The sequence below is a fragment of the Dehalobacter restrictus DSM 9455 genome, from assembly GCF_000512895.1.
GTDB lineage: Bacteria > Bacillota > Desulfitobacteriia > Desulfitobacteriales > Syntrophobotulaceae > Dehalobacter > Dehalobacter restrictus.
In genome coordinates this window covers 894,265-919,738 of the sequence record NZ_CP007033.1, presented here as the reverse complement: position 1 = coordinate 919,738, position 25,474 = coordinate 894,265, and the positions used below count along the sequence as shown (strand labels likewise).

The 25,474-nt window shown below is 43.5% G+C and carries 22 protein-coding genes and 1 tRNA gene; 1 reads left to right on the top strand and 22 read right to left on the bottom strand.

The features are described 5' to 3' along the window. Positions 1 to 811: 811 nt before the first annotated feature. The 20 genes from DEHRE_RS04410 to DEHRE_RS04320 form a co-directional block, all read right to left on the bottom strand. Positions 812 to 3,955: an AAA family ATPase gene (locus DEHRE_RS04410; RefSeq protein ID WP_019225454.1), complete on the bottom strand. Its 3,144-nt coding sequence runs from the start codon at positions 3,953 to 3,955 to the stop codon at positions 812 to 814. Next, on the bottom strand, positions 3,952 to 5,103 hold the full coding sequence (locus tag DEHRE_RS04405; protein ID WP_019225453.1) for an exonuclease SbcCD subunit D: 1,152 nt from the start codon (positions 5,101 to 5,103) through the stop codon (positions 3,952 to 3,954). Before DEHRE_RS04405 ends, DEHRE_RS04410 begins: the two co-directional genes overlap by 4 nt. Positions 5,104 to 5,378: 275 nt before the next feature. Then, the gene (locus DEHRE_RS15560) at positions 5,379 to 5,549 is read right to left on the bottom strand and encodes a hypothetical protein (RefSeq protein ID WP_019225451.1); all 171 of its coding nucleotides are present in this window, start codon (positions 5,547 to 5,549) and stop codon (positions 5,379 to 5,381) included. A 341-nt stretch (positions 5,550 to 5,890) separates the two neighbouring features. Next, entirely contained in the window at positions 5,891 to 7,309 is a 1,419-nt protein-coding gene (locus DEHRE_RS04400) for a cell wall-binding repeat-containing protein (protein WP_019225450.1), read from the bottom strand. Positions 7,310 to 7,477: 168 nt separating this feature from the next. Continuing rightward, the gene (locus tag DEHRE_RS04395; protein ID WP_019225449.1) at positions 7,478 to 9,280 is read right to left on the bottom strand and encodes a hypothetical protein; all 1,803 of its coding nucleotides are present in this window, start codon (positions 9,278 to 9,280) and stop codon (positions 7,478 to 7,480) included. After that, a complete protein-coding gene (locus tag DEHRE_RS04390; RefSeq protein WP_019225448.1) occupies positions 9,273 to 9,611 on the bottom strand; it encodes a magnetosome magnetite crystal formation protein family in 339 nt (112 codons plus the stop codon). Before DEHRE_RS04390 ends, DEHRE_RS04395 begins: the two co-directional genes overlap by 8 nt. A gap of 62 nt (positions 9,612 to 9,673) precedes the next feature. Further along, a complete protein-coding gene (locus DEHRE_RS04385; protein WP_019225447.1) occupies positions 9,674 to 10,234 on the bottom strand; it encodes a hypothetical protein in 561 nt (186 codons plus the stop codon). Positions 10,235 to 10,271: 37 nt separating this feature from the next. Further along, positions 10,272 to 11,069, bottom strand: coding sequence for a hypothetical protein (locus tag DEHRE_RS04380; RefSeq protein WP_019225446.1), 798 nt, complete (start codon positions 11,067 to 11,069; stop codon positions 10,272 to 10,274). 58 nt (positions 11,070 to 11,127) lie between these two features. After that, on the bottom strand, positions 11,128 to 11,517 hold the full coding sequence (locus DEHRE_RS04375; RefSeq protein WP_158407235.1) for a hypothetical protein: 390 nt from the start codon (positions 11,515 to 11,517) through the stop codon (positions 11,128 to 11,130). A 279-nt stretch (positions 11,518 to 11,796) separates the two neighbouring features. Then, on the bottom strand, positions 11,797 to 12,729 hold the full coding sequence (locus DEHRE_RS04370; protein ID WP_019225444.1) for a helix-turn-helix domain-containing protein: 933 nt from the start codon (positions 12,727 to 12,729) through the stop codon (positions 11,797 to 11,799). Between the two features lie 183 nt (positions 12,730 to 12,912). After that, positions 12,913 to 14,328: an IS66 family transposase gene (tnpC, locus tag DEHRE_RS04365; RefSeq protein ID WP_019225443.1), complete on the bottom strand. Its 1,416-nt coding sequence runs from the start codon at positions 14,326 to 14,328 to the stop codon at positions 12,913 to 12,915. Positions 14,329 to 14,373: 45 nt separating this feature from the next. Further along, a complete protein-coding gene (locus DEHRE_RS15205) occupies positions 14,374 to 14,514 on the bottom strand; it encodes a hypothetical protein (RefSeq protein WP_019225442.1) in 141 nt (46 codons plus the stop codon). Between the two features lie 60 nt (positions 14,515 to 14,574). Beyond that, on the bottom strand, positions 14,575 to 14,931 hold the full coding sequence (gene tnpB / locus DEHRE_RS04360; RefSeq protein WP_019225441.1) for an IS66 family insertion sequence element accessory protein TnpB: 357 nt from the start codon (positions 14,929 to 14,931) through the stop codon (positions 14,575 to 14,577). Then, positions 14,925 to 15,257 carry an IS66 family insertion sequence element accessory protein TnpA gene (gene tnpA / locus DEHRE_RS14085; protein WP_019225440.1) on the bottom strand — a complete coding sequence of 111 codons (333 nt, stop codon included), beginning with the start codon at positions 15,255 to 15,257 and terminating at the stop codon, positions 14,925 to 14,927. Before tnpA ends, tnpB begins: the two co-directional genes overlap by 7 nt. Positions 15,258 to 15,507: 250 nt before the next feature. Then, entirely contained in the window at positions 15,508 to 17,034 is a 1,527-nt protein-coding gene (locus tag DEHRE_RS04350) for an AAA family ATPase (protein ID WP_019225439.1), read from the bottom strand. 27 nt (positions 17,035 to 17,061) lie between these two features. Further along, a complete protein-coding gene (locus DEHRE_RS04345; RefSeq protein ID WP_019225438.1) occupies positions 17,062 to 17,922 on the bottom strand; it encodes a DNA adenine methylase in 861 nt (286 codons plus the stop codon). A 3-nt stretch (positions 17,923 to 17,925) separates the two neighbouring features. Next, positions 17,926 to 18,675: a hypothetical protein gene (locus DEHRE_RS04340; RefSeq protein ID WP_025205350.1), complete on the bottom strand. Its 750-nt coding sequence runs from the start codon at positions 18,673 to 18,675 to the stop codon at positions 17,926 to 17,928. Between the two features lie 20 nt (positions 18,676 to 18,695). Then, positions 18,696 to 19,358 carry a hypothetical protein gene (locus DEHRE_RS04335; RefSeq protein WP_025205349.1) on the bottom strand — a complete coding sequence of 221 codons (663 nt, stop codon included), beginning with the start codon at positions 19,356 to 19,358 and terminating at the stop codon, positions 18,696 to 18,698. A gap of 400 nt (positions 19,359 to 19,758) precedes the next feature. Beyond that, on the bottom strand, positions 19,759 to 20,649 hold the full coding sequence (locus DEHRE_RS04325) for a recombinase family protein (protein ID WP_019225436.1): 891 nt from the start codon (positions 20,647 to 20,649) through the stop codon (positions 19,759 to 19,761). A 144-nt stretch (positions 20,650 to 20,793) separates the two neighbouring features. After that, positions 20,794 to 20,869 (bottom strand) — tRNA-Ala (locus DEHRE_RS04320). A gap of 285 nt (positions 20,870 to 21,154) precedes the next feature. On the opposite strand from DEHRE_RS04320, the gene DEHRE_RS04315 reads away from it, so the two are divergent. After that, positions 21,155 to 22,474 (top strand): ferredoxin reductase family protein, encoded by a 1,320-nt coding sequence (locus DEHRE_RS04315; protein ID WP_019225128.1) that lies wholly within the window; start codon positions 21,155 to 21,157, stop codon positions 22,472 to 22,474. Here DEHRE_RS04315 and DEHRE_RS04310 read toward each other — a convergent pair. Beyond that, positions 22,467 to 23,261: an aminotransferase class IV gene (locus tag DEHRE_RS04310; RefSeq protein ID WP_019225127.1), complete on the bottom strand. Its 795-nt coding sequence runs from the start codon at positions 23,259 to 23,261 to the stop codon at positions 22,467 to 22,469. The genes DEHRE_RS04315 and DEHRE_RS04310 overlap by 8 nt on opposite strands. After that, the gene (gene pabB, locus DEHRE_RS04305; protein WP_019225126.1) at positions 23,242 to 25,455 is read right to left on the bottom strand and encodes an aminodeoxychorismate synthase component I; all 2,214 of its coding nucleotides are present in this window, start codon (positions 25,453 to 25,455) and stop codon (positions 23,242 to 23,244) included. The genes DEHRE_RS04310 and pabB overlap by 20 nt, the downstream gene beginning before the upstream one ends. Positions 25,456 to 25,474: the final 19 nt, after the last annotated feature.

The window sequence follows — 25,474 nt, the reverse complement described above, 5'->3', positions numbered from 1 at the left end:
GTTTTACATATTCGTGACGATATCCCGACCCAAAAGCTCCGCTTATGTCTGTCTAAAAGTCTTTTTTGCTCATTTTTCGCTTCAAAATCGGTCTCTAACCACTACATCTTGTGATAGAACCTACCTTTCTGCCTTAGAACCACTATTCGTCATCAGAATTATACACTCAACGTGCCTTAAGTGCGTAAAAAACGACATGCCTTCGCCAATGAATACAGCATTCAGGTTCTCCATATTTGATACAAAACGGTTTAATCCCGCTTCGTTTTTAATTCCCTCGAATTCGGGGGAATTAAAATTTCCACCTTTTAATCTCCTACTGCTGTTGTGGCATTTAACTTATTACTACATTGCACAGCCTCCAGCATTGATATGCAAATATCCATTACCCATTTTAGCGCATGATAACCCAAGTCCTGAATTTGCTCCAGTAATAATGATTGTTTTTTTATTATTCATTATAGCCTGCAATCCTCCTATTCTCATTGAGCATACATATGTATTTGGCTAATCTTCTAAGAATCTATTCACGGATACTCCTCAATTTCGGCAGAAATTAACTCATACAGACTATTTCAGGTGGATGCCGAGATCCTGCATGAACAACTTATTTATCTTATATATTACTTTGCACATAAATTAAATTATTACCTGCATATATTTTTTAATTCTGTCATTTTAAACATGCTCCTTTCTCTCTCCCTGGTGGATTCAATAGCAGCACTTCTAATTTATTAATACACCATTTTTAAAATAAGCATCGGGCTAAACACGCTACTTAGGCCAGCCGGAAGTTTTCTTCTCGATTTTTTCAAGAAATGAGATTAATACTACTTCCCCTATTACTCTTCATAATCACAACCTGCCGGTCAATCCGCTCTTTCAGCTCACTCACATGAGAAATTATGCCGACCAGACGATTTCCCGCCGCAAGACCTATAAGTGTCTGCATTGCCTGCTCTAATGACTCGGTATCCAGTGCTCCAAAGCCTTCATCAATAAACAATGTATCGATTTCCACGCCGCCGGCATAGCTTTGAATCACGTCAGAAAGTCCCAGCGCTAGGGACAGGGATGCTTTAAAGGATTCTCCGCCGGACAGCGACTTTACCGAACGTATCCGGCCGGTATAATGATCCAAAACATCAATTTCCAGTCCGGTCTGAGCACGGAGATCTGCCGCGTCTTCTCTGCGCAGAAGCTCAAACCGGCTGTTTGTCATAATCTTCAGCCGCTTGTTTGCCTCAATAAGAATCTGGTTAAAGTATGAAGCCTGTACATACTGCTCAAAAGCCAGCTTTTGTTTGCCGCCCAACTCGCCGTTCGCCGTTTTTGAAAGATTGCTCAGAAGGAGGTATTCCTGTTGATAGATAGCTGCGTCTGAGATTGCTCTGCCGAAAGCTTTTGTAATCGGTTCATTGGTTCCCAACCGCGCTATCAGCGTCCGAATAGATTCATCCGCCTTCCTTTTTTCCTGCTCCAGCTTTTGTTTTGCGGCTTCAAGCTGTTCCATATCCTGCTTCTGCTTGTTTTCGGTTTCTTTGAAAAGCCTCCGTAAATCCTGTTCTACAGCTTGGACTTCATTCTGATACTGGTCGATAGAATGTTTTAACTCGCTGATTTCCGATTCTGTTTTCAATGCGCTATGATAGGCTTCTTCATTGGGAAAATCACATTCAGACAGCTTTTTTGTGTAAGCTGCCAGTGCCTGTTGTTTTGTTTGGATGGTGTTGCTCAGTCTTTCTCTCTGGTCGCTAAGAAGAGTTTGGTTCCCCTCCAACTTGTTTTGAAGTGCATGATATGCTTCTTCAGCTTGCCTGAAAGCTTCTTTCAAAGAATTTAGATTTCCCGTCCATTCTTCTATAGATGCCACAGCCTGTTGGCGGTCTGCATACTCCAAAGAGGATTTCAGCACCTTGAGTTCTCCGGTCTTGGAAGCAATATCTGAGATGATGTTATTTTTCTGTTGTTCGTTCTGAGTCGTTGCTTCCTCGTTGGTCTGTAAGGATCCCTCTAAAGATGCAAGTTGTTCCTTAGATTGGTTTTTACGAGAGACTTGTTTTTTCAATTGGAGATAGTGATCGTCATTCTCTTTCTTTTTTTGCCTGCTTTCTGCTAAGGCTGATTCGATCAGGGTCGCAAGTTGCTCCTGCATGATGCTCTTATCGACATCGGGGAAATATGCTCCGGCAGCATGTACCAACTGTTCCCGCGCCAGTTTGACTTCCGCCAGCTTTGCAGCCGACTGTTCGCTGGCTTCCTGCATATTCTGCCGGGCAAGGTCACTTTTTTGTTTTAATTCATTCAGCTCTGCCTCGATAGGAGCATCCGCGCCCAGCGTTGCCTTGTTGGGGTGAACAGTGGAACCACATACAGGGCAGGGATTTCCATCTTCCAGTGATGCCGCCAGAAGTCCCGCCTGTTCACGGAAAAAAGCAGTTTCTTTTTCCATATAAACTGTATTAACGGTTTGGAATGCCCCTTGTGCACTAGTGAACTGCTGCTGCAGCCTGGCGCTCTCACTTTGTAATTTGCTGAGCCCGGATAAAAAATTCTGTAGATCAAGCAATCCGGATTGAGTGGCTTGCAGTTGTTTTGCTTCCTGCTCACAGACTGCCGCTTTTGCCTCTATGTCCGCAAGCCGCTCCAATTCTTGATTGAGGTTATTTTTCTGCTCCAAAAGATCCGCTTTTTGCTGTTGGAGTTCTCCCAGCGCCGCACAAACTGCCGATTGCTTTTCCGTCAGTTTTTCCAATTCTCTTTCAAGTAGCTCGGAAGCTTCATACTGGGGAAGCATTTTTGTAAGCCGATCAATTGCGGAAGCAAGCTTTTCCCGCTCCGGTTCCTTTTCTTTCTCTGCTTGGTAGGCCGTTTGTACTGTTTCCAGGTCTTTTATCTGTGCCTGTATTTCAATATCCAGTGCCATGATGCTCTGTGTTAATTTCTGTTCGGCCTCCTGCTCCCGCAAAAATGCGGCTTCCAGGGGAGAGACGATATATAGCGCTTTTTCCGCGTCCTGCAACATTTTCTTCTGAACGTTATGTTCCCCTTGACGCTCGATCAGAGCGTTCCGCTTTTCTTGGACGATCTTCAAATCGTTAAAGGCTTGATTAATATATTGGGCCTGCATGATTATGGCAATCTGCGAAGCAAGATCCTTATCCAGTTTATCTACCTGCTGCTTTAAGCTATCCCGAAGAGTTGTGTCCACTGTGATCAAAGCCTGTAATTCTGACAGGATATCCTCCGCGGTATGTATGGTAGCTGTGCCTATCTTCGCGGATAGTATCTGCCCTTGCTCACTTTCAGGACAGGCGATTCCAGAGATATATTGAAAGATGCTCTGCTCAATGCTCTCACAGCGCTTTTTAGATTCGCGTTCACTGTCTTTCAATAAGCGTTGCGCAGTTTGATAAAGATCGGTATTGAATACACGCCGGAAAATATCGCCCCGTTCTTTACTGTCCGCAAGCAAAAGCTGGAGAAATTCACCCTGGGCAATCATAGCAATTTGCTTGAACTGTCGATAGTTGATACCTAAAAGCTCAACGATTTCTGCCGTAACATCCCGATAGCCGGTGATGATGTCTCCGTCAGGCAGTTGCAGCGTGGCATCGGAATTTTCAGTCGTTACCCCGTCGCCGCTCTTTTTGGGCCGCTCATAGCGGGGATTCCGCGTTATGGAGTACATCTTGTCTTTATGCAGAAAGGTAAATTCGACATAAGTCTTAGCATTAGGCTCTGCAAAATCACTGCGCAGGGTGTCCACGGTTCTGGTGCAACCGCTCACCTCGCCAAACAGTGCAAATGCGATGGCGTCAAAAATGGTTGTCTTTCCAGCGCCGGTATCACCGGTAATGAGAAATAATCCCTGACCACCAAATGCTGCCAGATCCAGTTCAGTTCTGCCGGCATAGGGGCAAAAGGCGCTCATCACTACTTTTAACGGCTTCATACTCCAGCACCTCCCGCCTGTTCAAAAATCCGTTCCATTACCTGGACTTGTTCTGGAGTTAGCTCGTTGTTGTTTTGCATCTGATAGAATGCCGCAAATAAATCCATCGGGCTTTTTTCGGCAATGTCACCGGAAACGGCAATCTGTGCGGAAACGGCTTGTCTAGTGCGGCTGTTTTCAAAGTTCAGTACCATCAGATTACGATACACCTGACGCAACTGCCCAATCGCGTCATAGATTTCTTCCTCGTCCGTTAGGGTTGCATGGAGGTAATCTTCCGCACTCTTCGGTTCTTCCCGTCCAATGCGAAGCAGTCCGGCAATCGGCCCTTTGATTTCACGGAGATCATGCAGAGGGATAAGCGGAAGCTGGTGGATTAAAAGCTCGCCTTTTACGCCAAGCTCTACAAATGTCACTGATTTTTGATGACGTACTTCGGAAAAGGAATATTTTAGAGGTGAACCGGCATAGCGGACGGTATCCCGTCCGATTCTCTGTGGTCTATGGAGATGGCCTAATGCGACATAATCGAAAGACTCAAAGGCGGAAACGTCCACGTTGTCCAGACCACCTACAGACAGGCTTTCTGACTCCGAACGCTCCGGCTGCTGTGTGCCACTTATCACAAATTGATGCGCCAGCAAAATATTTCGTTCCTGGGCATTGATTTCCGTCGCGGAAATGACCGCGCGCACAGCTTCGTCATAGGACTCCATTAGCTGTTCAAAATAAGGTTTTACCATTGCCGGTTTCAGAAAGGGAAGCAAGTATATATTGACGATACCATGCTCGTCCTCCAGCGATACCTTTTGCAGAACACCATCAAATACACCGGCGATATGAAGTCCGTTTTTCTGCATGATCCGGCTTCCAAAGCCTAATCGCTCAGGAGAGTCATGATTCCCGCTGATCATGAAAACGGGCTGTCCGAATGCAGTCAATTTTGTCAGGAACTCGTCGAGCAGCTCCACCGCTTCAACGGAAGGCTGGCTCTTATCATAGACATCCCCAGCGATGAGGACACCATCCGGTTTTCCCTCGTCGGTTATTCGCAAGATCTGTTCCAGTATGTATTTCTGATCATCAATCATATTAAATTCATTGACGCGCTTTCCGATATGCAGATCGGCAATATGGAGCAGTTTCATTGTATCATTCTCCCGAATTTCTATTCCTTTTCCGGTTTACTCTTCTTATACCTTTCATCTCTCGGTTTTTGTGCATTTCCGATATGGCCCAAGCGTTTCCAAAGAGACAGCACCGGGTATTTTCCCATGAATGCAAAGCACCTGAACCCTCCGTTGTGTAATTCCCCATCATCTTGATGCTTCTCGGGTTGTGATATAATTCATAAATTCAATCTTTCACAGGAGAACTTTGTATATTTTAATTATGCTTCCATACCGCAAATAATACAACGAATTCAACCGATAAGTTGATTATTTTTTAGAAAAATAGCGTTATTTGTAGTTGCAAGCCTTTCTTCTTTACTTTTCCCTTCCTTTATTAACTCGGCATTATGTGTTTCGAGATTGGATAAAACCGTTAATTCATTTATCGATGCAAAATCTCTTATATTATTTTTCTTTGCCAATTCTACATTAGCCTGTCCCCATTGTTTCGCCGTACAGCCGAAAAGCGCTACATTTAATAAATCGGCTTCGTCCGCATAAGCAAGCCATTCTGTCTGTTTTGTATAATCACTCTGTGGCAGTACATATTTTTATGATATCAGCAGCCCGTGCATCCCCACCTTTAGCTTTTGCCATATCAGTGATGCAAATATAATCATCCATATTAAATGAAGCTATGGTAACAGAAATGACCTGTACTAAATAAGGCCACTGAAAAAGTCAAAGAAGCCACTGCTTTTTAGGCAATGGCTTCTTATCCCCAATATTGGGTTATTTTCTCTACTTTAAATTCCAATTAAACTTATTCGTAAATTTGTTCTATTTCATTGCGAACCGTGTCCGCAATAGCGCCTGTCCCTCCTAAAAGTTGGACCGTTGTGGTATTTTGCTTGTTATCCCCCAGATACTGCTTAACATAAGCGGAAAGCGGGTCTCCGACAAACAGTATCGGGCTGTTGAATTTGGCGGCTACAGCTGAACCGGACAGCGCATCCGGGAAATCCTTACCCGTAGCCAGAAATACTCTTTCCGTATTTGCCCCAAAATTCTTTGCCACCAGAACCGCCGTTTCATAGATGTCACTGCCGCTGATGCGCCGGGCGTTGGTAAGTTGACTCAGTACATTGTTGCTGACGGCACTTGGGTTTCCAACCACAATGGTCTCCGTAGGTGCTATCGTTTGCAGCGCCGTTTGAATAACAGCCGGCAGGGAATTCGGCTGGGTCAGTAAAATGGGAATCCCCTGATAGGCGGCTTGAGGCGCAACCACCAGCGCGTCATGGAAATCCTGGCCAGTCGTTATGACGACCTTGCCCTTATAGCCAAGCTCCGCGGCAATTTTGGCCGCTGTTGCATACCGGTCGGTACCGCCGATCCTTTGCACAGTGTAATTCTGTTTCAGTTTGCTCTCAATCGCCTCGGATACAGCGCCGCTGCCGCCCAGAATAATGACCTTTTTCACTCCCAAGCGGGTAATTTCCGCTGCCGTGGCAGGGGTCAGCGTCAGACGGTTGGTAAATAAAATGGGCGCGTCGTATTTTTTGGACAGGGGCGTTCCTGTGAGCGCGTCGGGATAGTTGTCCTCTCTTGTTAAAATGATGGTTCCGGCACCGTTTGGCCAGCCCTCTTGCGATACCGCAATTGCTGTTCCTATTCGGCTTGCTCCGCTCAAACGATCCGTTTTGGAATACGTCCCCGAACCGATGGTAACCATGTTGGATATGGGGGAAGATATAGGCTGTACGTCCGGCCAGCCCTCGTAGTAATCGTAGTAGACGCGGAGCTGGTAGGAATAAATATGGCTTTTAATATCGACGGAGGTCAGGGTACCTTCGTCAATGGGATCGAAGGTAATTGCAAAGGTTCCGGCGCTAACGGGCGCTTCGCCGTCCTCGCCGCCGGTGTAAACATTAATATATCCGCCGCCGCCGAACTCTTCCCAGGAACCGTCGTCAACCTTCACCGAATACTCCCAGAAAACAGAACCGCCGCCGGGGGCCTCGCTGTCGAGATTGAGAACGCTCTGGGGGAAATAGACCTGGGCTTCAAAATATGGCCTGCCGTCATCATATGTCTTTAACGCGATGTTCTGGATAGAAGGAGCTTCTAATGACGAAGGAACACCTTCCGGCAAATCTGCAAATGCAGTGATCGGGAATAGTGCGGTAACGAGAAGTGCCACAATTAATAGCAGACAAGTCCTAACAGACGGTTGTTTCATGATAATCCTCCTAAAAATAATATAGACTCTCGGCATTCACCGAGGCAGATAGCACAAACCTTTGCTTGTACCATCCCTATTGATTTCTCCTGCTTTCGGGTAGTGGGATTTCATTTATTACACGATGCCGTATGCTTTGTGTTGAAACATGCTTAAAAACAAGAGTAGTTACTTGGGCGTATGCTTAATCTCAATCGTATACGCAATGCTTCCAGAGGCGCTACCTTCTTCAGGATAGCTGATCGAAGCGGTTTTGGTGAAATTTTCCGAGCCCATCACTGCATTGTTGTTGGTGAAGGGCACTTGGAAAAGGTAATTCCCATCTTCCTGTTTGTAATCTTGGAATAATTGTTCCGCCATAAAGTTGACAAAGCTGTATTCATCGGACGATTTTTGATCAAGCTCGAGGTTATACCAGACTTCCGTCTGCGCTCCGATGGTATCCACTTGGACATCCACCGTTTTACTGTCGCAGGGAGAGAAGTTGACAAACTTCATATTTACCGGATATTTGTTGGGATAATCAATTCGTGTCGTATTTGGCGAGCTGTTGGAATAGCTTACATATTCGCCCTCGCCTTTTCCGGTAAACACTTTTTCGTCGTTTTCATCCAGCCAGGACAGTTCCACTTTGCCCTTTAACGTCATTCTTTGATTGGCGATGCCGGAATGCAGCGAGACGTCGTAGTTTACAGTGAAGGTCATCGCATCCTTAAGCTTCTGCAGGTACTTCCGGGAAAAGTCCTGGGAGACCTGAAAATCCGAGGTAAAAATCAGCGCGCTCTGAATCAATGACACTGCCGGTCCCATTGCTTTGTAATTATGCTCTTCTCTGATTTCTTTAATCTTCTTGTCTGCAGCACGGACCATCCAGTCGGAAAACGTATCCAAATAAGGTTGGATAGAGATATCCACTCCCAGAGTTTGAGCTTCTTTTAAAATCTTCAAAGAAGCGTTCATTACCGGGATCAGTTTATCGACATCATTTTTGTAGGAGGCGATCAATTTATCGGCTTTCTTGATATTTCTCAGCTGCAGAAGCCCGGCATAATAAAAGGCTTCCTGGTTCTGGTCCAACAGAGCAACTTCACGGCCTGAGGCCAAAAGCTTGATGATCAAATCCTTCTCCGGCTGAACCACATTTTCAATGTACATATCCAGGGCCCGATTTCTTACCTCCGACGCATTTTCGCCATCTTCATCCTTACACATAAAGGTATAATCCGGTGGCACAGGGGGGGCGGATATCGGGGTCTTGAGAAAAGCTTTAGCTTCTTTTACGGCTTCTTTGTACGACTCTGCAGCCATTTCAGCCGCCTGCTGAAATTCCCCTTCGCTTACCGGTGTATAGAGAATATAGGAAGAAAAATGGGCTACTTCTACGGAAAGCTTATCCGTTTCTGCTTTCTTGGCAGCAAAGTTCAGATACTTTCCGGACTGATCCCCGAAAAAAACAAAGGATTTGTCCGTACTGGCCTTTGGCCCGGTAATGGACAGGGTAGCCGGAATAATAAATTGCAGGCCTTCGGGCTGTAAAACGACACCGGCATTCAGCTGGCCGGAAACCATGTCTGTGCTGATATCTCCAGCCAATTGCATGGAAATCGTTTCGGCATACGGCAGGGCATTTTCCGGAATATCCAGGCGCCAGACATTTCCTTCCGTATCTTTAAGCTCCAGAAAGACCGGATCGCCCAGAGGCACATAGCGGACGGAAACTTTGTGTGTTTTATCCAGGGTTAGAGCGGCATTCCCTAAAGAATAATATGAACTCGCTTTGTCGTTATTGCTGGTTTCCTGATCTGCCAAAGTAACCTCTTGCTTTTCAATGAATTTTTTCAGGTCATCATCCGTTGTTTTTTTAGCTGATGTTTTCGCGCAGGAACAGGCAGTCATTAGCATGGCAACAGATAAGAAAACACAGACTATTTTTTTAATTTTTGCAATCATTCCACAGCTCGGATTACTCATTTTTAATAATTCTATACTTGCCAATAACGGGAAGTTCTTTTGCCTTACCGTTTAAGGTATGAATCAGGCCCAGAATTGCAATAATTAATATCGCCAGCGAAAATAACGGCAAGAGAAGCCAACCTAAAACAGGGATAAATGACAAAATGACACTTCCGGCAACCCCCATGATTAACAACAATAATCCCTGATTGGCATGGAATTTTCCGAATGGTGAATCTGAGCAAACGATAAGCGGCAGAAAGAAAATAATATATGCCAGAGCTGAAATCACTTTGTTTTTTTCAATATCTTCCGCTGTAAATTGAGTTGGGTTTTCTTGTTGATCCATAAATATCCTCCTCTTCTGTAATCATATAAAATCATCTAACTTCGACGAAACCAGGCATATTTTTATTCAAAGCGGATATCCGAAAGTATTTTCGCATAATCTGCCGAGAGTGAATCAAAGGAACCTGCTAAATCGCCAAAAGTAATCGCATAGACGTCTGCGCCCACATAAAGATAGACATATTCATATTTCATCTGCATGCTACTGACCGTACAGGTGAACATGATTTTTTGGGCGTCGATTCCTCCTATACTTATCTTCTCTGATTGACCAATGTACTTGACATCACCAAAGGATCGTTCGAAGTATCCTTTGGCTTCCTGTACAACATCCCCAAGAGTTTTTCCACTAAAATTTTCTTTTTTAACCATAAAGCTGGCCGTGTTTTTCATATATTGGACCTGGAGAACGGAACCGGTTACCGGCTCCCAGCCGGAGGGTGGCGTAATCTGAATTTTCGTTTCTGCTGTTGTGGCCGTTGTCGGTGAAGTTTGCTGGGCGCTTGGTTCGGATTTTCCTTGACTTATCGGTTTTTGGTCCTGTACAGGGGTTTTTTGAGAGCCGCAGGCTGAAAGAGCAGCCATTAAAATAAAGCAAAGACAAAGCATCATTAGTTTTTTCATTGCGGAAATTCTTCTTTTTTGTAAAGTAACCGAATCGCTATTGCGCCGGTTTTTCCATTGTAATTGTCGCTGTATTATTGCCTTCCACAATGTTCAGGCAAGCATTAGCCCACTCGCCTTTAGCATTATAAGCCCGAAAATCACTCGAAGAAACGCTTGTGCTTTCATCCACATCTTTCGTAAAGCCGTTCAGCTTAAGCAATTTGATATAATCTTCAAAAATTGCTTTATCCACATGTTCCAAAGAAACCGTGACACTCTTGTTATTGTCATTGACAACATCCACGATCCTTCCTACCAGTTCGGGAACGCCTTCCATATAGTTTTCCGGCCAGGACGCAGCATCGGTCATATCGACGGCCGTAGCGGATTGGCCGGAAGCGTCACCGGTACCGAAGGAGATCGTACCTTCCTTGGCGGTAACATTATAGGTGAAAACCGCTGTTGAACCGTTTGCCGCCTTGCCGCTGTGAATCAAACTTTCCTCGTCGGCCACACTCAGCTCCCCGGTATATCCCCTTTTTTTCATTTCGGCAATATAGGCTTGGGCATCTTCTTTCGCCATTTCGGAAAAAGCCACTGTACATTGCCCGGTACTGTCATCCTTCAACACGGCGCTGATCTTGCCTTTTAATCCCGGTAGATTTCCCATGCTATCGGTAGGCCATTTTAAATTTTCTCCGACATCCAAGTCGCTATTCGTACTTTGGGCCGCATTTCCTTGGCTTTGCGCCTCACTGTTTTCATCAATTTTACTGCCTGATCCACAAGCCGTCATCATAAACGCCATACATACGATGATCACCACAGTAACAAAATACCTTATTGTTTTCATTTACTCACCTTGACTTTCCAGTTCTTTTTAAGAAGCGCTAATATCACACAATAACCGCTTACTTCATAAGCATCACCGCTCCATGAGATATATGATCATTGCTTTCAACTACCGGGAAAAAAACGGCGCTTTCATAACCGTCACTATAATCCGGGACGAAGTCATCCCTCACAAACATGGAGAGATGCTCAACTAGATTTTTCAGTAACGTTGTTTCCCCTAAAAAGATGTCTTCCACAGCTTCCAGCACAGCAGAATTCTCATTGGTAATGCGGCTTAGAAAATTGATTTTTCCCGCTTGTACATCGTCAGGCTTTATGTTTGCTCTTTGCAACAGGATATGATTGGCCATGATCAGTATGCCGTTGCGTTCAAAAATGGCAATAGGATAAGGAAAATTACCAATTACCTGAAAATGCAGTCCCTCGTTTTGAATTAACAATTGCATGCTTTTTATTAAGCTGTCCTGAATCTTAACCTTCACACCTTCTTTTCAATGTTTTTTTGCATCTGAATTAGATCTTCGAGAAGTTTCTCCTTGCTCTTTTTTTCACTCACTACTCACCACCTCATTTCATAAAAAGCCCCTTTTTACCTCATGGTAGTAATTTTCAGAAAATAAATATAGTTAATATCAACCTGACTTTAGTAAATATATTGCTCAATTAAAAAAGCTCCCGTGTTCTTATCACAGACACGGAAGCCTTTATCCTATACTTTTTTATTTTTATCCAAGTGTTTTTCGGTATTGTGATGGTGTCATTCCTACCTTTTCCTTGAACACCCTGGCGTAATTTCCATTGTAATTCAAACCGCAGGCAGAAAAAGCTTCGCCAATAGATAGATTCTGATCGCAAAGCTTCTCCTTCAGCTTATTTATTTTAACGTCCTGATAATAGCTGAAGGGAGTCATGGAAGTATACCTTTTGAAAAGACGGGAAAAGTGATATCGACTCAGATTTACCGACCTTGCCGCCTTGTCCAGATCAAATTCTTCCAGCCAATGACTTTCTATATATACCTTCGCTTTAACCATTTCTTCTTTACCATTATACAGCTTGGATGTAACAAAGACATGGACGACATAGGCCAGTCGATTATGATCATCAAAAATAGGAAAACAAGTGATGTTTTGGAAGCTCATGTCAAAGCAAAGCTCGCCTACCTCAAATCGATTAATAATTTCTTGAATTGGCATTTCTAAATCTTGAAATTGTACGGTTTCACCTTGAAATGACTTTAATATTTGTTCTCTTGCTCGTTCTTCCCATTTGTCGATAACTGGATCTTTCAATACATTAAATTTTCCGATTAAATGATCTTTCGAGGGTATATGCATTAGCCTTAATGATGCTTCGTTAGTTAAAACCATCGTCCCGTTCGGTGAATAAACTTGAATCGGATAAGGAAAAAATTCTATAATCCTTGAAAGCATCTCTTCATTTCCACCCCAGGATTGAAAAGGACGGCCAATGTCCTTTGGACTTTCTTCCATTACTTTATATCTGCCATCTCTTGGTTTGGCAGTGTCGTTGGGAATGGTCCAGACCTTGCCAAACTGGACAGCTCCTGCTATCATATCCTGTTTGCATAGATATTGCACACGTCTTACAGATACTCCCCACTTTTCCGCAGCTTCCCGAACTGTCATGTAGTCCATAAAATCACGTCCTCTATTTTAGATAAGAACATATAGACAAATATGTTATTGGTTTCCAGTATAATACGTGAGTGCGTATTATACCAGAGATTTTCATTCAACCCATCGCCGGTCCGTAAGCGTAAACTCTAGCAGCGTAAAAAGGAGCCCACTGTAAACCAGAAGGCCCGCGTCATATAAAAATCATTCGTTACTTTTGCATTGCAAACGCGGTACTCGGCACAGCTCCGGAGCATTTGCCGGCAACAGCTGAGTTACCCAGTCTGGTTGTGTCCGATCCAGGTTGGGTGCAGTGGTTAAGACATAGACCAAATACCGATACGGATTCAGGTTGTTCTCCTTGGCTGTTTCAATCATACTGTACATCACCGCACTGCCTTGTGCACCGCTGGGCGTATTTGCAAACAGAAAGTTTTTGCGGCTCATAACAAACGGTTTTATGCTTCGTTCTGCCCGATTGTTGGAGAGTTCCAATCGACCGTCCTTCAGATACTGGATAAGATGTGGCCACTGTTCCTGCAGATAATGCAAAGCTTTTCCCAGAGCGGACTTTGGGGCCGCATTTTTCGTCTGTGCCCATGCCAAAAAAGCATCCAAAACCGGTTTTGCCAGCTCCAGCCGCTTGGTATAGCGTTCTTCCGGAGAAAGAGCTTTTAGCTTTTTCTCAATTGCAAATAGCTCGCTGCAATATCTCTGCCCAATTATTGCAGAAGATTCTTTTTGCTCGGATTTCGGCAAGGAATTGACTGCCTCGTCAAATTTGCGCCGCGCATGGGCCCAGCAGCCAACTACCGTTATGTTTTCCGGCAGTGTGTAATAGGATTGGTAGCCGTCCGCATGCAAATATCCGGAGAAACCTTCTAAAAATCTTTTGGGGTTTTCAGCTTTCCGATCCGGTCTGTATTCATACAATACAATCGGTTGCTCTGTATCCCCGCCGGTTCTGTACAACCACATGTAGCTTTTAGCCTGTGCCGTCTTGCCGGGTTCATGCAATACCTGCAAGGTGGTTTCGTCCGCATGAATAACATGATGTTGTAGAAGCAGTCGGTGCAGTTCCTCATACACAGGCTTTAACCAATCTTCGGATGCTCTTAATATCCAACTGGACATGGTCTGGCGGGATAGCATCACGCCGCTTCGGTTCAGTTCTTGTTCCTGCCGGTAAAGAGGAGAGCCCATCACGAATTTCTGGGTCATGATGTGGGATATCGCTTCGGGTGATGCAAAGCTTCCGGAGATGACAGGTTTATCTTTCTGCGTTTTTAACACAGGTGTTTCCAAAGCCTCTACTTTACAGGTCTGGCAGGCATAGCTGAAATACCAATCCTCATGGATTTTTACTTGTGCCGGAATAATCACCAGGCTGCGGCGGACTTCCTTGCCAATTTCCTGCATGACCGTGTCACAGGCGGAACAAATCCGCTTATCCTCCGGCAGACGATGCTCGACCACTTCAACGGGAACATCATCTGGCAGGATTTCCTCAAGGCTGCCCGATCGCTTTTTGCGGGTATGGGCGGCAACCGCTGTTTTCTCCGGTGGCTCAACTTTGGTATACGCCTCCGCCTCGTTAAAAAGAAGGCTTAATTGGTCCATGACTTCTTCATGTACTTTCTCAGAAGAAGATCCAAAGCGTTTTTTCTAGCCCAGGCGTATCTGCTGCATAAGCCACTCAATCTGTCGGCTTTGCTCTGCCATCTGCTCCTTAAGGGCTTCATATTCTGAACGTGAAATGGTGATCATTTCAGCGTTATTTATTTCATCTTTCGGCGCATTTTTCATGGTTAAATTATACCATAAAACATGCCGATTCTCCAGTGTTTTCAATGCTTTCAGGCTTTTTTAGACCATGCTTAAGCCTGCTGCCAGCCGATGCGCTTTGGGCTGTTCCACATTTAAGCCTTCCATGAGCCACCGATACTGCTGAGGAGTAAGCGCCTTCGCTTCGTCACCACTCCTAGGCCACTGGAACCTGCCGTTTTCTAGCCGCTTATACAGGAGAACAAACCCATTGCCTTCCCAATACAGGGCTTTTATCCGGTCACACCGGCGGCCACAAAACAGAAACAGGATGCTCGAAAACGGATCCAGCCGGAACTTTTGCTGGACGATACTGGCAAGACCGTCAATCCCACATCGGAGATCGGTGTACCCGCAGGCAATATAGATGGCGTCAGCTCCGGTAAAATCATTTAGCATGTCTTCAGCGCGCGACAGACCGCCTCAATGGTTCCTGCATCAGCACCGGTGTAGATGTCGGCTTGTGCATTTCCTATGCGTACAGTTACCGCTACGTCCTGGCTGCTATTCTGACGTTCTACAGGAACTCTGGCAAAGTATGGCTCTTGCTGCGCAGTTAATGCCTGAAATACGCGGCGTTGCCAGTAGTAATATGTTTTTTCGGGTATTCCTTGTTCCTGACACCATTGTTTGACGCTTATTCCGCTGTTCCGGCAGGATGAGATCCGCTCGCTCCACTCGGCCATGCGTTGTTTTGCACTTAAGACTTGCAGGCTCTGTTCCATTTGAGACACTCCCTTTCTATCTGAGTGTCTCCCTTAGACTCTTTTAGGGATACTCAGATACTTTGGGATATTTTCTTATTCTGCCGATTCACTGACAATCCGCCGCTATAGTTTACGCTTACACAAAAACAAAAAGGCAGGATTTCCCTGCTGTAAAAAAACATCAAACCCGCATGAATAGCGGGTTCTCGGAAAAATTTTGAGAAGTTTGGTAATGAAAGATGTCATATTACTGAATGATAGACATCATTCAGATGGTAGGTATGGACCGTCTTTTTGCTATTTCATTGTATACTCGAACAAATCGGATACGAAAATCTTCTGCTTGTTCAGGATGATGATCCAACCAGCACTTGAAAATATTGCTTCCTCCTCGTCCCCAAAACTTTTTTTGATTATTAAACCAAGCTTTCATCTTGTTCCTATCATCGTAGCGCCCATTTGTCTGTTTTGATAGTTCTTTTTCGAATACTTGCTTTGTATATCTTAAATCATTTTGCCAAAAAACATGATCAGGAGGCATATCCTCCAACAACTGACGAAAAACATTTTCAGGATTAGCATTACCAGGCAAACATAAAACATTGGACGCCGCTTTTGAAGGTTTCTTATCACCATCCAGGACTATAATACTGCTATTAAATTCCGAGATATTCTTCTCTGCAAGAGAACTTAAAAAATCGCCGCCAAATGTCGCAGCACAAAAATTAAGATACTTTGTTTTTTGAGGCCCAAGTATTCTTTTAATAAACCAAGAAGCTTCCGCATCTTCACAATACAAATTTATTTTTTGAAGCGGTGAGCGGGAAATAGTAGCCATATTCAAATCGCTCCTAATGCGTTGCATTTGAGGCGCTACTATTAAATCTAGCTTTCCATAGACATTGGTAAAATACAGCACCTCTGTATCACTATTATTATGCTGTCTTTTATCAATAATATGTTCTAAGGTGTCCAAAGAATGTGTTGTAAATACAAATTGCAAATTATATTTCCCCGCAAGCTTATAAAACAGGTCTACCAGATTTGTCTGCGCTGCAGGAAATAAAGTTGCATCAAATTCATCGATTAAAAGAATGCCTCCTTTGTATTCATCACCAAGTTTTGCCTTCAGACGATCAAAGGATATGATTGCACCTAAAATTTGGCCAATATTATCTTGACCAGCAGAGTTTGCGAAGTAATCATATTTTTCTGAGTTTACAGCTAAAGTATCTTTTTGTAACTTAGAAGTTATCTGTATCGGAGATATTTTTTCCTGCGGGAAAAATATCTCTTTATACCATTTATTGAATATCTCAATTTCAGATTCAGTGAGAGTAGGTTTTGACTCAGTGATTTCACGCAATTCCCCAATTGGATATGTACGCTTAAGTCCCAAGTATATTACCGGATAATCTAAATTCCCCTCACCTTTCCCTCTCGTTTTCCCTACTACCAAGCGAATGTGTGATGTATCATGCTGAGCACGCTTATAGGATTTTATATATTCAAGGTTCTTACCAAAAAGAGTTGAGTCAAAAAACTCAATTTGATACTCATGCTCTCCTGGTAAGTCATTATTTTTTGAGAACTTAAAGATATCGGAGAACTTAGTTGAAAATGGCTTGTCAAAAATGGTCTTTTCATCTTTTAAACCAAAGGGTTGTCCAATCATTCCTAATAAAGTAGATTTACATGTAGCATTTTGTCCAGCAATAACTGTGATTTTTCGCCCTAAGGGGATAGATAATTTTTTCATTGCTCTGAACTGTTCTATATACAAAGATTTTATCATTTACATTACATCCCCCTGTTAATGTAGCTATTCTATCGTAATCGCTGAATATTTACCTTCTGGAATTATAAAATTGTTACTAAAAGCCAGCATTTCACTGCCTTTTACTTTCTGAGATGCGGTGTAGCTTAATGTTAGCAACCTTTTTTCAACATCACGGTACATTTCAATAATTTTGGGAGTATAGTCATATGTCAACATCCATTTGCAGTTCAAGCGCTGGATATATCGAGATAATTCAACATGATTGTCATGTGTATAATGATTTACATATAAGGCCGAACCTTGATTGTAATACGGCGGGTCAAAATATATTAATGTATGGTCATCAATGTCAGGTAAAATCTCATCAATGAAAGTAATCGAATCTGAGCAATGAAGTGAAATTCTATCACGATATAAAGCAATTTTTTCGATTCTTTTAATTAGATCGTCCTTATTAAACCTTACATCCATCTTCCATTCGCCTGTTTGGTTTTTGCCTCCAATAACCCCACCTTTGATAATCCCTGATCTATTCGTTCTATTCAAAAAAAACGTCGAAAAGGCTAGATCTAAAAACTCCGCCTGTTCTTTTTCTTGCTGAACAGCTTTTTGATTTTCCCATTCAACCATAGTTATTGCTGTTTGTTCAATCCTGCTGCATAATTCCTGTGTGTTGTTTAAAACACAATACCAAAATGCATAGATTGATCTGTCAATGTCATTTATTATGATTTGGTTTACAGACTCATTAAACAACAAATAGAGCGCTACACTCGCGCCCCCTGCGAAAGGCTCAACATAGGTCCCGCCCTGTATATCATTCTTAATAACTGCATCTTTCACAAATCCAGCCAGTTTACGCTTCCCGCCTGGATAGCGCAATGGCGAAGAAAACTGCACCATAAATTACCTCCAAACCTGCTCTATGAATGTCCATATATCATCCCAAGCAGATTTCAGATCTGTCGAAGATGGTGTCACGTCTTTGTTATGTATATATGAGTGAAATGTTCTTATAGATTGCGTTTGGTTTTCACTTGCGGTCATCTGCCGTATAGCTCTGAGTTCATGCTTTGTCAAAATCTTGTTTATTTCAAAATAAGCCGCAACAGCATTTATTTTATACGCCAGAGTACTGTCCACATTTAATCTCGAATCAATGAGGCTTTTATTCGTAATAAAACAATCTACGCTTAATTCTATAAACACTCTAAAAAGCACCGACACAGCATTAGGGTAATCATCTACTGCAAGAGCTTTTAATTCATTGAAAATTTTTAATATCCTTGCATGTGTAATAGTTAACTTATGAGGAGAAGGAATAAGAGTTTTCCTGTTTATATGATAACTGTCCCCTCTCTTCGAATTATGGTTTGCATTGGATGCTTGTTGATTAGCAGATGAAGATTGCTGCTTGCTATCTGTATTTTCATTATTATAATAATTATTGCCGGATGAATTAGAAGCTTTATAACCTCCACCTTGACTGTTATTGGCTTCTCTTGTATTCTCGGAAATCTGCTCATCAGAAGATTCCATATTTTCTTGCATGAGTCGTTGTTTTAACGATTCTATGTATTCAATACGATCTTTTTTTCGATATATATCCCCGACACTAAGGTCTTCATAAATCAGGTCATAAAGTATCATTAGCAAAAATGGATTAATCCCATTTTTTAGTTGAAGCTTGTCACCACTAATCTCAAGTCCATAATTTCACGGATATCAGGGTCTCCTATGAGACGGTCAAAGTTGGTTTTCTTGATATTTCCTAACCCATCCTTTATAGATTGAGGAACATCAGCTATGAGCCGTAATTCATCTAAAAAGGACAACCTCATATCTGGCTTTCCTTCAGCAATTACACGAAACCGACTGGTTTGCTGCCCATCCCAACTCACAGTGCCAGAACCCTCATTTTGACCTGTATGTTTCAATCGCACCCATTCATTGATTTCATCTTCATTCTCTAAAACAACACACTGAATATTCTTCAATATATCTTTGTCAAAAGATATATTGATTAGTTGGAATTCCTTCTTCAGTTTAGGAAAATCAGATGGAATCAGAGCCGGCTCATTTATCAGCTTTAAAGTCGTTATGCGCCGATTTCCCTCACGTACGACCCACTGTTTGTTATGAGGTTTCACAAGAACAATGTCGCTGGGATTTAATCCATAAAGAGCAATATGTTTAGCTAGAGTAACTAGTTTATCCTGCTGGTCACGAACCATAGCGTCAATAGCTTCCGATTGATGCTCCACAGGATTAAACCGCGGATTACTGGAATTAAGTAATAGATTAGTAATATTAATGCTTTTATAAATCGGATTACTCATATCCAAATTTCCCCTTAGTACTTATTCCAGTTTTTTCGCTGATCATCTGGTTTTTTTGCATCAACAGGTATTGCCCATGCATTGCCCAGTCTAAATGCTCCCTCTATTCGTTTCTGAGAACACAAAACTTGTACACGTCGGTCTGACAATCCCCATTTTTGAGCGGCATCTTTTACACTTATGTATGCACCCACGTCAGACACCTCAATTTCCAAAATAATCTAATTATATTATATGCGTAGGTGCGAACAAATGCAATGGTTAATCAGTTGAGAATTCGACAAAAACTCTCAATGGTTCACAGAATATTAATTGTCCCGCTTATTATGGCAAATTCGCCATATTTAGAATGATGTACAGTTGTTTTTTTAATATAAGGGCCTGACTTCTAATGCAAACTTTACGAGGATTTTCTATGCTGGACTTCCTCAAAAACCTCCTTGCTTATAATCGCTTCGTGATTATTCTCCATAAGATACATAGGCGACTCACCGTTGTTTTTTACCTGTTTGTGAGTCAGGCAATTTTCAACATAGCTCTTTTGGGATAATATAGTTCCAATATATTTTTCATTGCAAAGGATCCGGTCAATGGTGGAAGTGCTCCATTCAGACTTTCCCGTTACCGTTTTTATGTCATTCTTTTCAAGGTAAGATTTAATCTTGCGGTAGCCATAGCCTTTCAGGTATAAATCATAAATGAGCCGGACTATTTTGGCTTCTTCTTCAACGATAACCAATTTGCCATTCTCATCTTTTGTGTAACCGAGGAAGTTGGTATGGTTCAGCTTGACATGCCCTTTTTCAAAGCTGCGTTGAATTCCCCACTTGATATTCGCACTCTTTGACTCACTTTCACTTTGAGCAACAGCTGCAGCTGCGGTAATGATTTTTCGCATTCGCCAATCAGACGAATCCAACCTCTCCATTTCAAAGTAAATTGTAATACCTAAACCAAGGAGTTCATTAAAGCTCCGTAAAAAGGGAAGAGTGTTTCGCCCGAAACGACTGATAGACTTGGTAATGATATAATCAATTTTTCCGGCGCGGCAGTCTTTCATCATACGGTTGAATGCGGTTCTGTTATCAAAGCGCGTACCTGATGCCTGCTCAGAATAGATATCTGCAAGTACCCAGCCCTCATGATTGTTGATGTAATCTGTATAATATCGAATCTGTGAATCCAGACTGGTTTGTTGTTCTTCATAAGCTGTGCTGACCCTGCAGTAAGCGGCGACACGTAAAACTTCTTTTTTGATAGACGGTATTTCAATGACTATATTGTTATTCATTTGAAATGCTCCTTTCTATGCTTACAAAATAAAAAGACATGACAGTTAACGAGCCGTCATGCCGAAGTTATATTTTTATTGCTGATATATAAAGTAAACTACATTTTCTTGTGCGCTTTTCACAAGAAAATGTAGCTTTTAACTTGGTGGAGATGATGGGATTCGAACCCACGACCTCTTACATGCGAAGCAAGCGCTCTCCCAGCTGAGCTACATCCCCACTGTTTCAAAACAAAAAACAATTATTCAATTCACATGAATATCATTATACTGAATAATCCTAGTTTTCGCTAGAGTTAGATAATTAAAAATTATGATTCCGGAACTATTTTTTGATAAACACTTCATTCTGACGGAGAATTGCAGATGTGATACACTGTATCCAATAGCGCTTAAAGGAAAAAAGCAGGTCTGTGTGGAATATATTACCTCATCATACTATAGCAGCACTATAGTATGATTGCTTTATTCCTTTACTATTCTATTACACTCGGAGGATGAAAACATGCGTAAACGTCAAGGCCCCCTGTTCATTCTGCTTACTTTGATCCTGACCTTTATCTTCTGGTCAGTCAGCGAACCATTAAGGAATGTTGCCCCGGTCAGACAATACTCCGAGATGGCTGCTTCGCTCATGCTAGTTTGCTTTGCCTGGGTCAATTTTATTTCAACACGTCATCCGCTGCTGGACTCCCTGTTCCATGGCCTGGACAAAAGTTACCTTTACCATAAAGTTTTAAGTATCACGAGTGTTCTTTTGATCTTCGTGCATCGATTTACGCTCGACGCAGGTAAGGGTAATCATTATGGGGAGAACAGGGTGAATTTGGGACCGGGTCCACATGGTTTGAATGGTCCGCCACCAGGAGTGGAAAATGGGGCGGAGCTTTTTTCCGGGATCGCCAACCTGAGCATGCTGCTTTTTATCGTCTTAATCTTGCTTGCGCTGTTCGCCTGGAAAATGAATTATGAAAAATGGAAGAATATTCACAAGCTCTTTTTTATTCCTTATATGATCGGAATCATTCATTATTACGGCAGCTCGGACTATGCCGTTACAGGCTTAAGCGCCCTGGGGCTGTGGCTGAATCTGGTTAATCTGGTCGGTCTGACTTCGGCAATCTACAGTATAGGATTTTATGAAAGAACAGCATTTCAATCCCGCTATGTCGTAACGAACATCCGCACGGTCGCCAAAAATACTCTTGAAATTACCGGCAAAGCCTTTAAAAAAGGAATCCGCTATAAGGAAGGACAATTTACTTTTATCAAGTTTACCGAGGAAGGTAAAAAATTTCCTTCTCATCCGTTCACGATAAGCCAGTCTTTCCGAAAGAATGAGATACAGTTTGCGATCAAGGCTTTGGGAGATCACACCTCTGCTTTACTGGAAAGCGTTCAGGAGGGAGATACTTTTGCCGTAACCTCCCCCCACGGCCGCTTCGATTATAAGGCTGGATCAAACCGTCAGGTCTGGCTGGCCGGCGGAATCGGCATTACGCCATTTCGCAGTTTCTACCAGTCTGCGATCCCTCCGCAATATTCCATTGACCTGTTTTACTGTTATAACAATGAAGCCGAAGGACCCTATTTGGATGAAATAAAAACCCTTGCAGCCGGGAGTGGTATTCGCGTGCATTTGCACGATCTCCAGACGAAAGGGTTTCTGGGTGCCGAAGATATTTGCGAAGCGGTACCCAAGACCGAAACTGTTGATGTCTATTTCTGCGGTCCGGAACCGTTGAGGATCAAACTGGAAAGAGAATTAAAGACCTGCGGACTGCGTATCGGATATTTTCACTACGAGTCTTTTCAGTTCAAATAGGCAAGGACAGCCGACGCCCAAGTGTTCCATCAAGCCGAAATACTTTTTCTTCCAGTTCTCTTACCGGCATGACGTCCATCAGGGAATTGGTAAGGAAAACTTCATCAGCATTCAATAAGTCTTCAGGATAATAAACGCCTTCACTGAACGGTATGGTCAGCTCAAGGGCTTTTTCTATCACGATCCTTCTTCTGATACCGGCCAGGCAGCCGCTTTCCAGGGAAGGCGTATAAAGATGCCCATCCTTTACAAAGAAAATATTGCTTCTAGTCCCCTCCATTATCTGGCCCCTGCTGTTCAACCAGATCCCTTCAAACGCACCGCTGCCCTGCACCGCGCGCAGGGCAGCGGCAGTATCCAGAAAATCTGCGGATTTAATGTAGTTGAGCGGTATAGGGTCAGACCGGTGCTCCGGCATAAACAGGACCCGGACACCCTCTTCATATTGTTCACGAGTATAGGAGACTGCTCTAGTGCTGAAAAGCCACTGGTTATTATGATTATGATTTTGGCTTTGATCGGAAATCAGACTCGGATCTTTCCTGATTTCTGCTCTCAAAGCAACTGGCAGCTGCTCGATTTCTGTTTCTCTTAGGTAAGTCTCGATCTCATTCAGCCATTCATCATAAGCGGGAATGGTGATTCCAAGAAGCTTACCGCCCTTGCTCATCCTCTCCCAATGCAATCCAGGTACGACGATCCCGTCGGCAGTAACCTTTATCGTTTCAAAAACCCCGATACGCTCGATTTTATCGAAGCTTCCGCATTTACTGTTTTGATTTCCCATCAAGCTTAACCCCCAAAACTTCCAGAAGCCTTCCCGCTTTATGGATTGTTTCTTCATATTCTTTTTGGGGGATCGAATCGGCAACAATCCCTCCCCCGGCATGAAGATACGCCGTTTTCTCTTTCAGCAGAATGGTCCGGATCACAATATTTAAATCCCAGGCCCCATCGAAGCCGATATAGCCGATGCTCCCGGTGTAAATACCCCTATTATACGGTTCAAGCTCATCAATGATTTCCATCGCTCTGATTTTGGGCGCACCGGTGATCGAGCCGCCCGGGAAAATGGCTTTGATCAGTTCTTCCGGTTTTAAGGATTTCTTGAGTTTCCCAACGACTGTGGCAACGAGGTGCCAAACAGTCGAATATTTTTCCAGGGTCAGCAGTTCTGTGGTAAGCACTGATCCAAACTCACAGATCCTTCCAAGGTCATTGCGTTCGAGATCGATGATCATCGTAAGTTCAGCCCTGTCTTTTTCACTGTTAACCAGCTTGTCTGCAAGTCTTTGGTCTTCCTCCGGCGTTTTTCCCCTTGGCCGGGTTCCCTTGATTGGGCGCGTTTCAATATTTCCGTCCGGTGTAATCTTAATAAACCGTTCCGGAGAGGATGACAGGATCTGAAAATCGGGATACGGCAAGAACGCAGCAAATGGAGCAGAATTCTTGTGATGAAGCTGCTTATACAAATCCCAGGGGTCTCCTTCATACCTGACACTGAACATCTGAGCCAGATTCGCCTGATAGATATCACCGGCATAAATGTAATCAATGACCCGCTGCAGATCCCTGTAATATTGTTCCTGGGAGACAGCTTTATGAACTTCGGCAAAGGAAATACCGAAAACAGCTAATTCATTTCCTGTGCAGGGGTGCTCTGCTGAACCATTAGCCAAATATTGTTCCTCTACATAGTGCCGGAGGAGCTTCTCCAGTTTATCAAGCCTTTCCTGCGCGAGAGAGGGGTCGCAGCAGCCCTGATCCGTCATGCCGCAGGCCGTCAGACTGTAAGTTCCCGTTGCGTGTTCGTAGACAACAATCCCGTCATACCAGGCCAGCCGCCAGAGCGGCATCCCAAGGTCATCTTTGACCCGTACAGGCAATTCTTCAATCTCATTTTTCAGATCGTAGCTGAAGTATCCGACAGCCCCTCCGGCAAACGGAAAAGGTGCCGCGGAAGGAGCCTGATATTTCAAGACATAGTCGTTCAAAATTGTTAGGCTGTACTGCGGTGCGGAGTAAGCGATCAGTTCCTCGTCTTTGCAGCTCTTTGCGATGCTATACTGATATCTATGAGCGCTGATCTTTAAGAAAGGATCCGCCCCAAAATAAGAATACTTCCCAAGTTCGGTATAACCGTCCCCACTGTCCAAGAAGAAAGGATCTCTGGCATTTTTAAACACCTGAAGCATCTCGAACGGCTTCAGATCTGTGATAAAAGGCCTAACTTGCCAGATATTCTGCTTGATTTCATCTTCATCAGGCGTTTCCTGGGTTTCTGATATTTCTAATTCTGGTGTTTCCAATGTCTTTACTGATCCTGGTATTCCTGGTTTCTGAATTGTTTGTGGTATTACAGATGCTTTTAACGCTTGAATCATCTTTGATTTGCCGTGTTCACTAAGCCACCTGCGGGCATCCTGTACTGCGTTCCGCAGCATTTGATGACCGTTTTCTGTAAGAATAGCCTCCGGATGGAACTGTACTCCTTCAATCGGCAAATAGCGGTGACGGATCCCCATCACCTGACCGTCTTCTGTTTCCGCGGAAATAATAAAGTCAGCAGGTATACTGTTTCTGCGCAGGGCCAGAGAATGGTAGCGGGTTACCGTAAAGGGGCTGGCAATATCCCGGAATACGCCGGATTGATCATGCATGATGCTCGATATTTTGCCATGAACCGGCGTCTTGGCCCGGACAACCTCAGCCTCAAAAACCTGCCCGATCGCCTGATGGCCAAGGCAAATGCCCAGCAGCGGAATTTTCCCCTGGAAATGCCGAATGACTTCCAGCGCAAAGACCGATTCATTCGGTGAGCAGGGACCCGGAGAAATCACAATAAGCTCCGGTTCCAGCTGCTGGATCCAGGCGATCGTACACTCCTCAGGACGCCGAGCGAGTACTTCCTCCCCGAGCTCTCCAAAATACTGGTACAGATTGTATGTGAATGAATCATAATTATCCAAGATGAATATCATCGATAATACTCCTTTGATG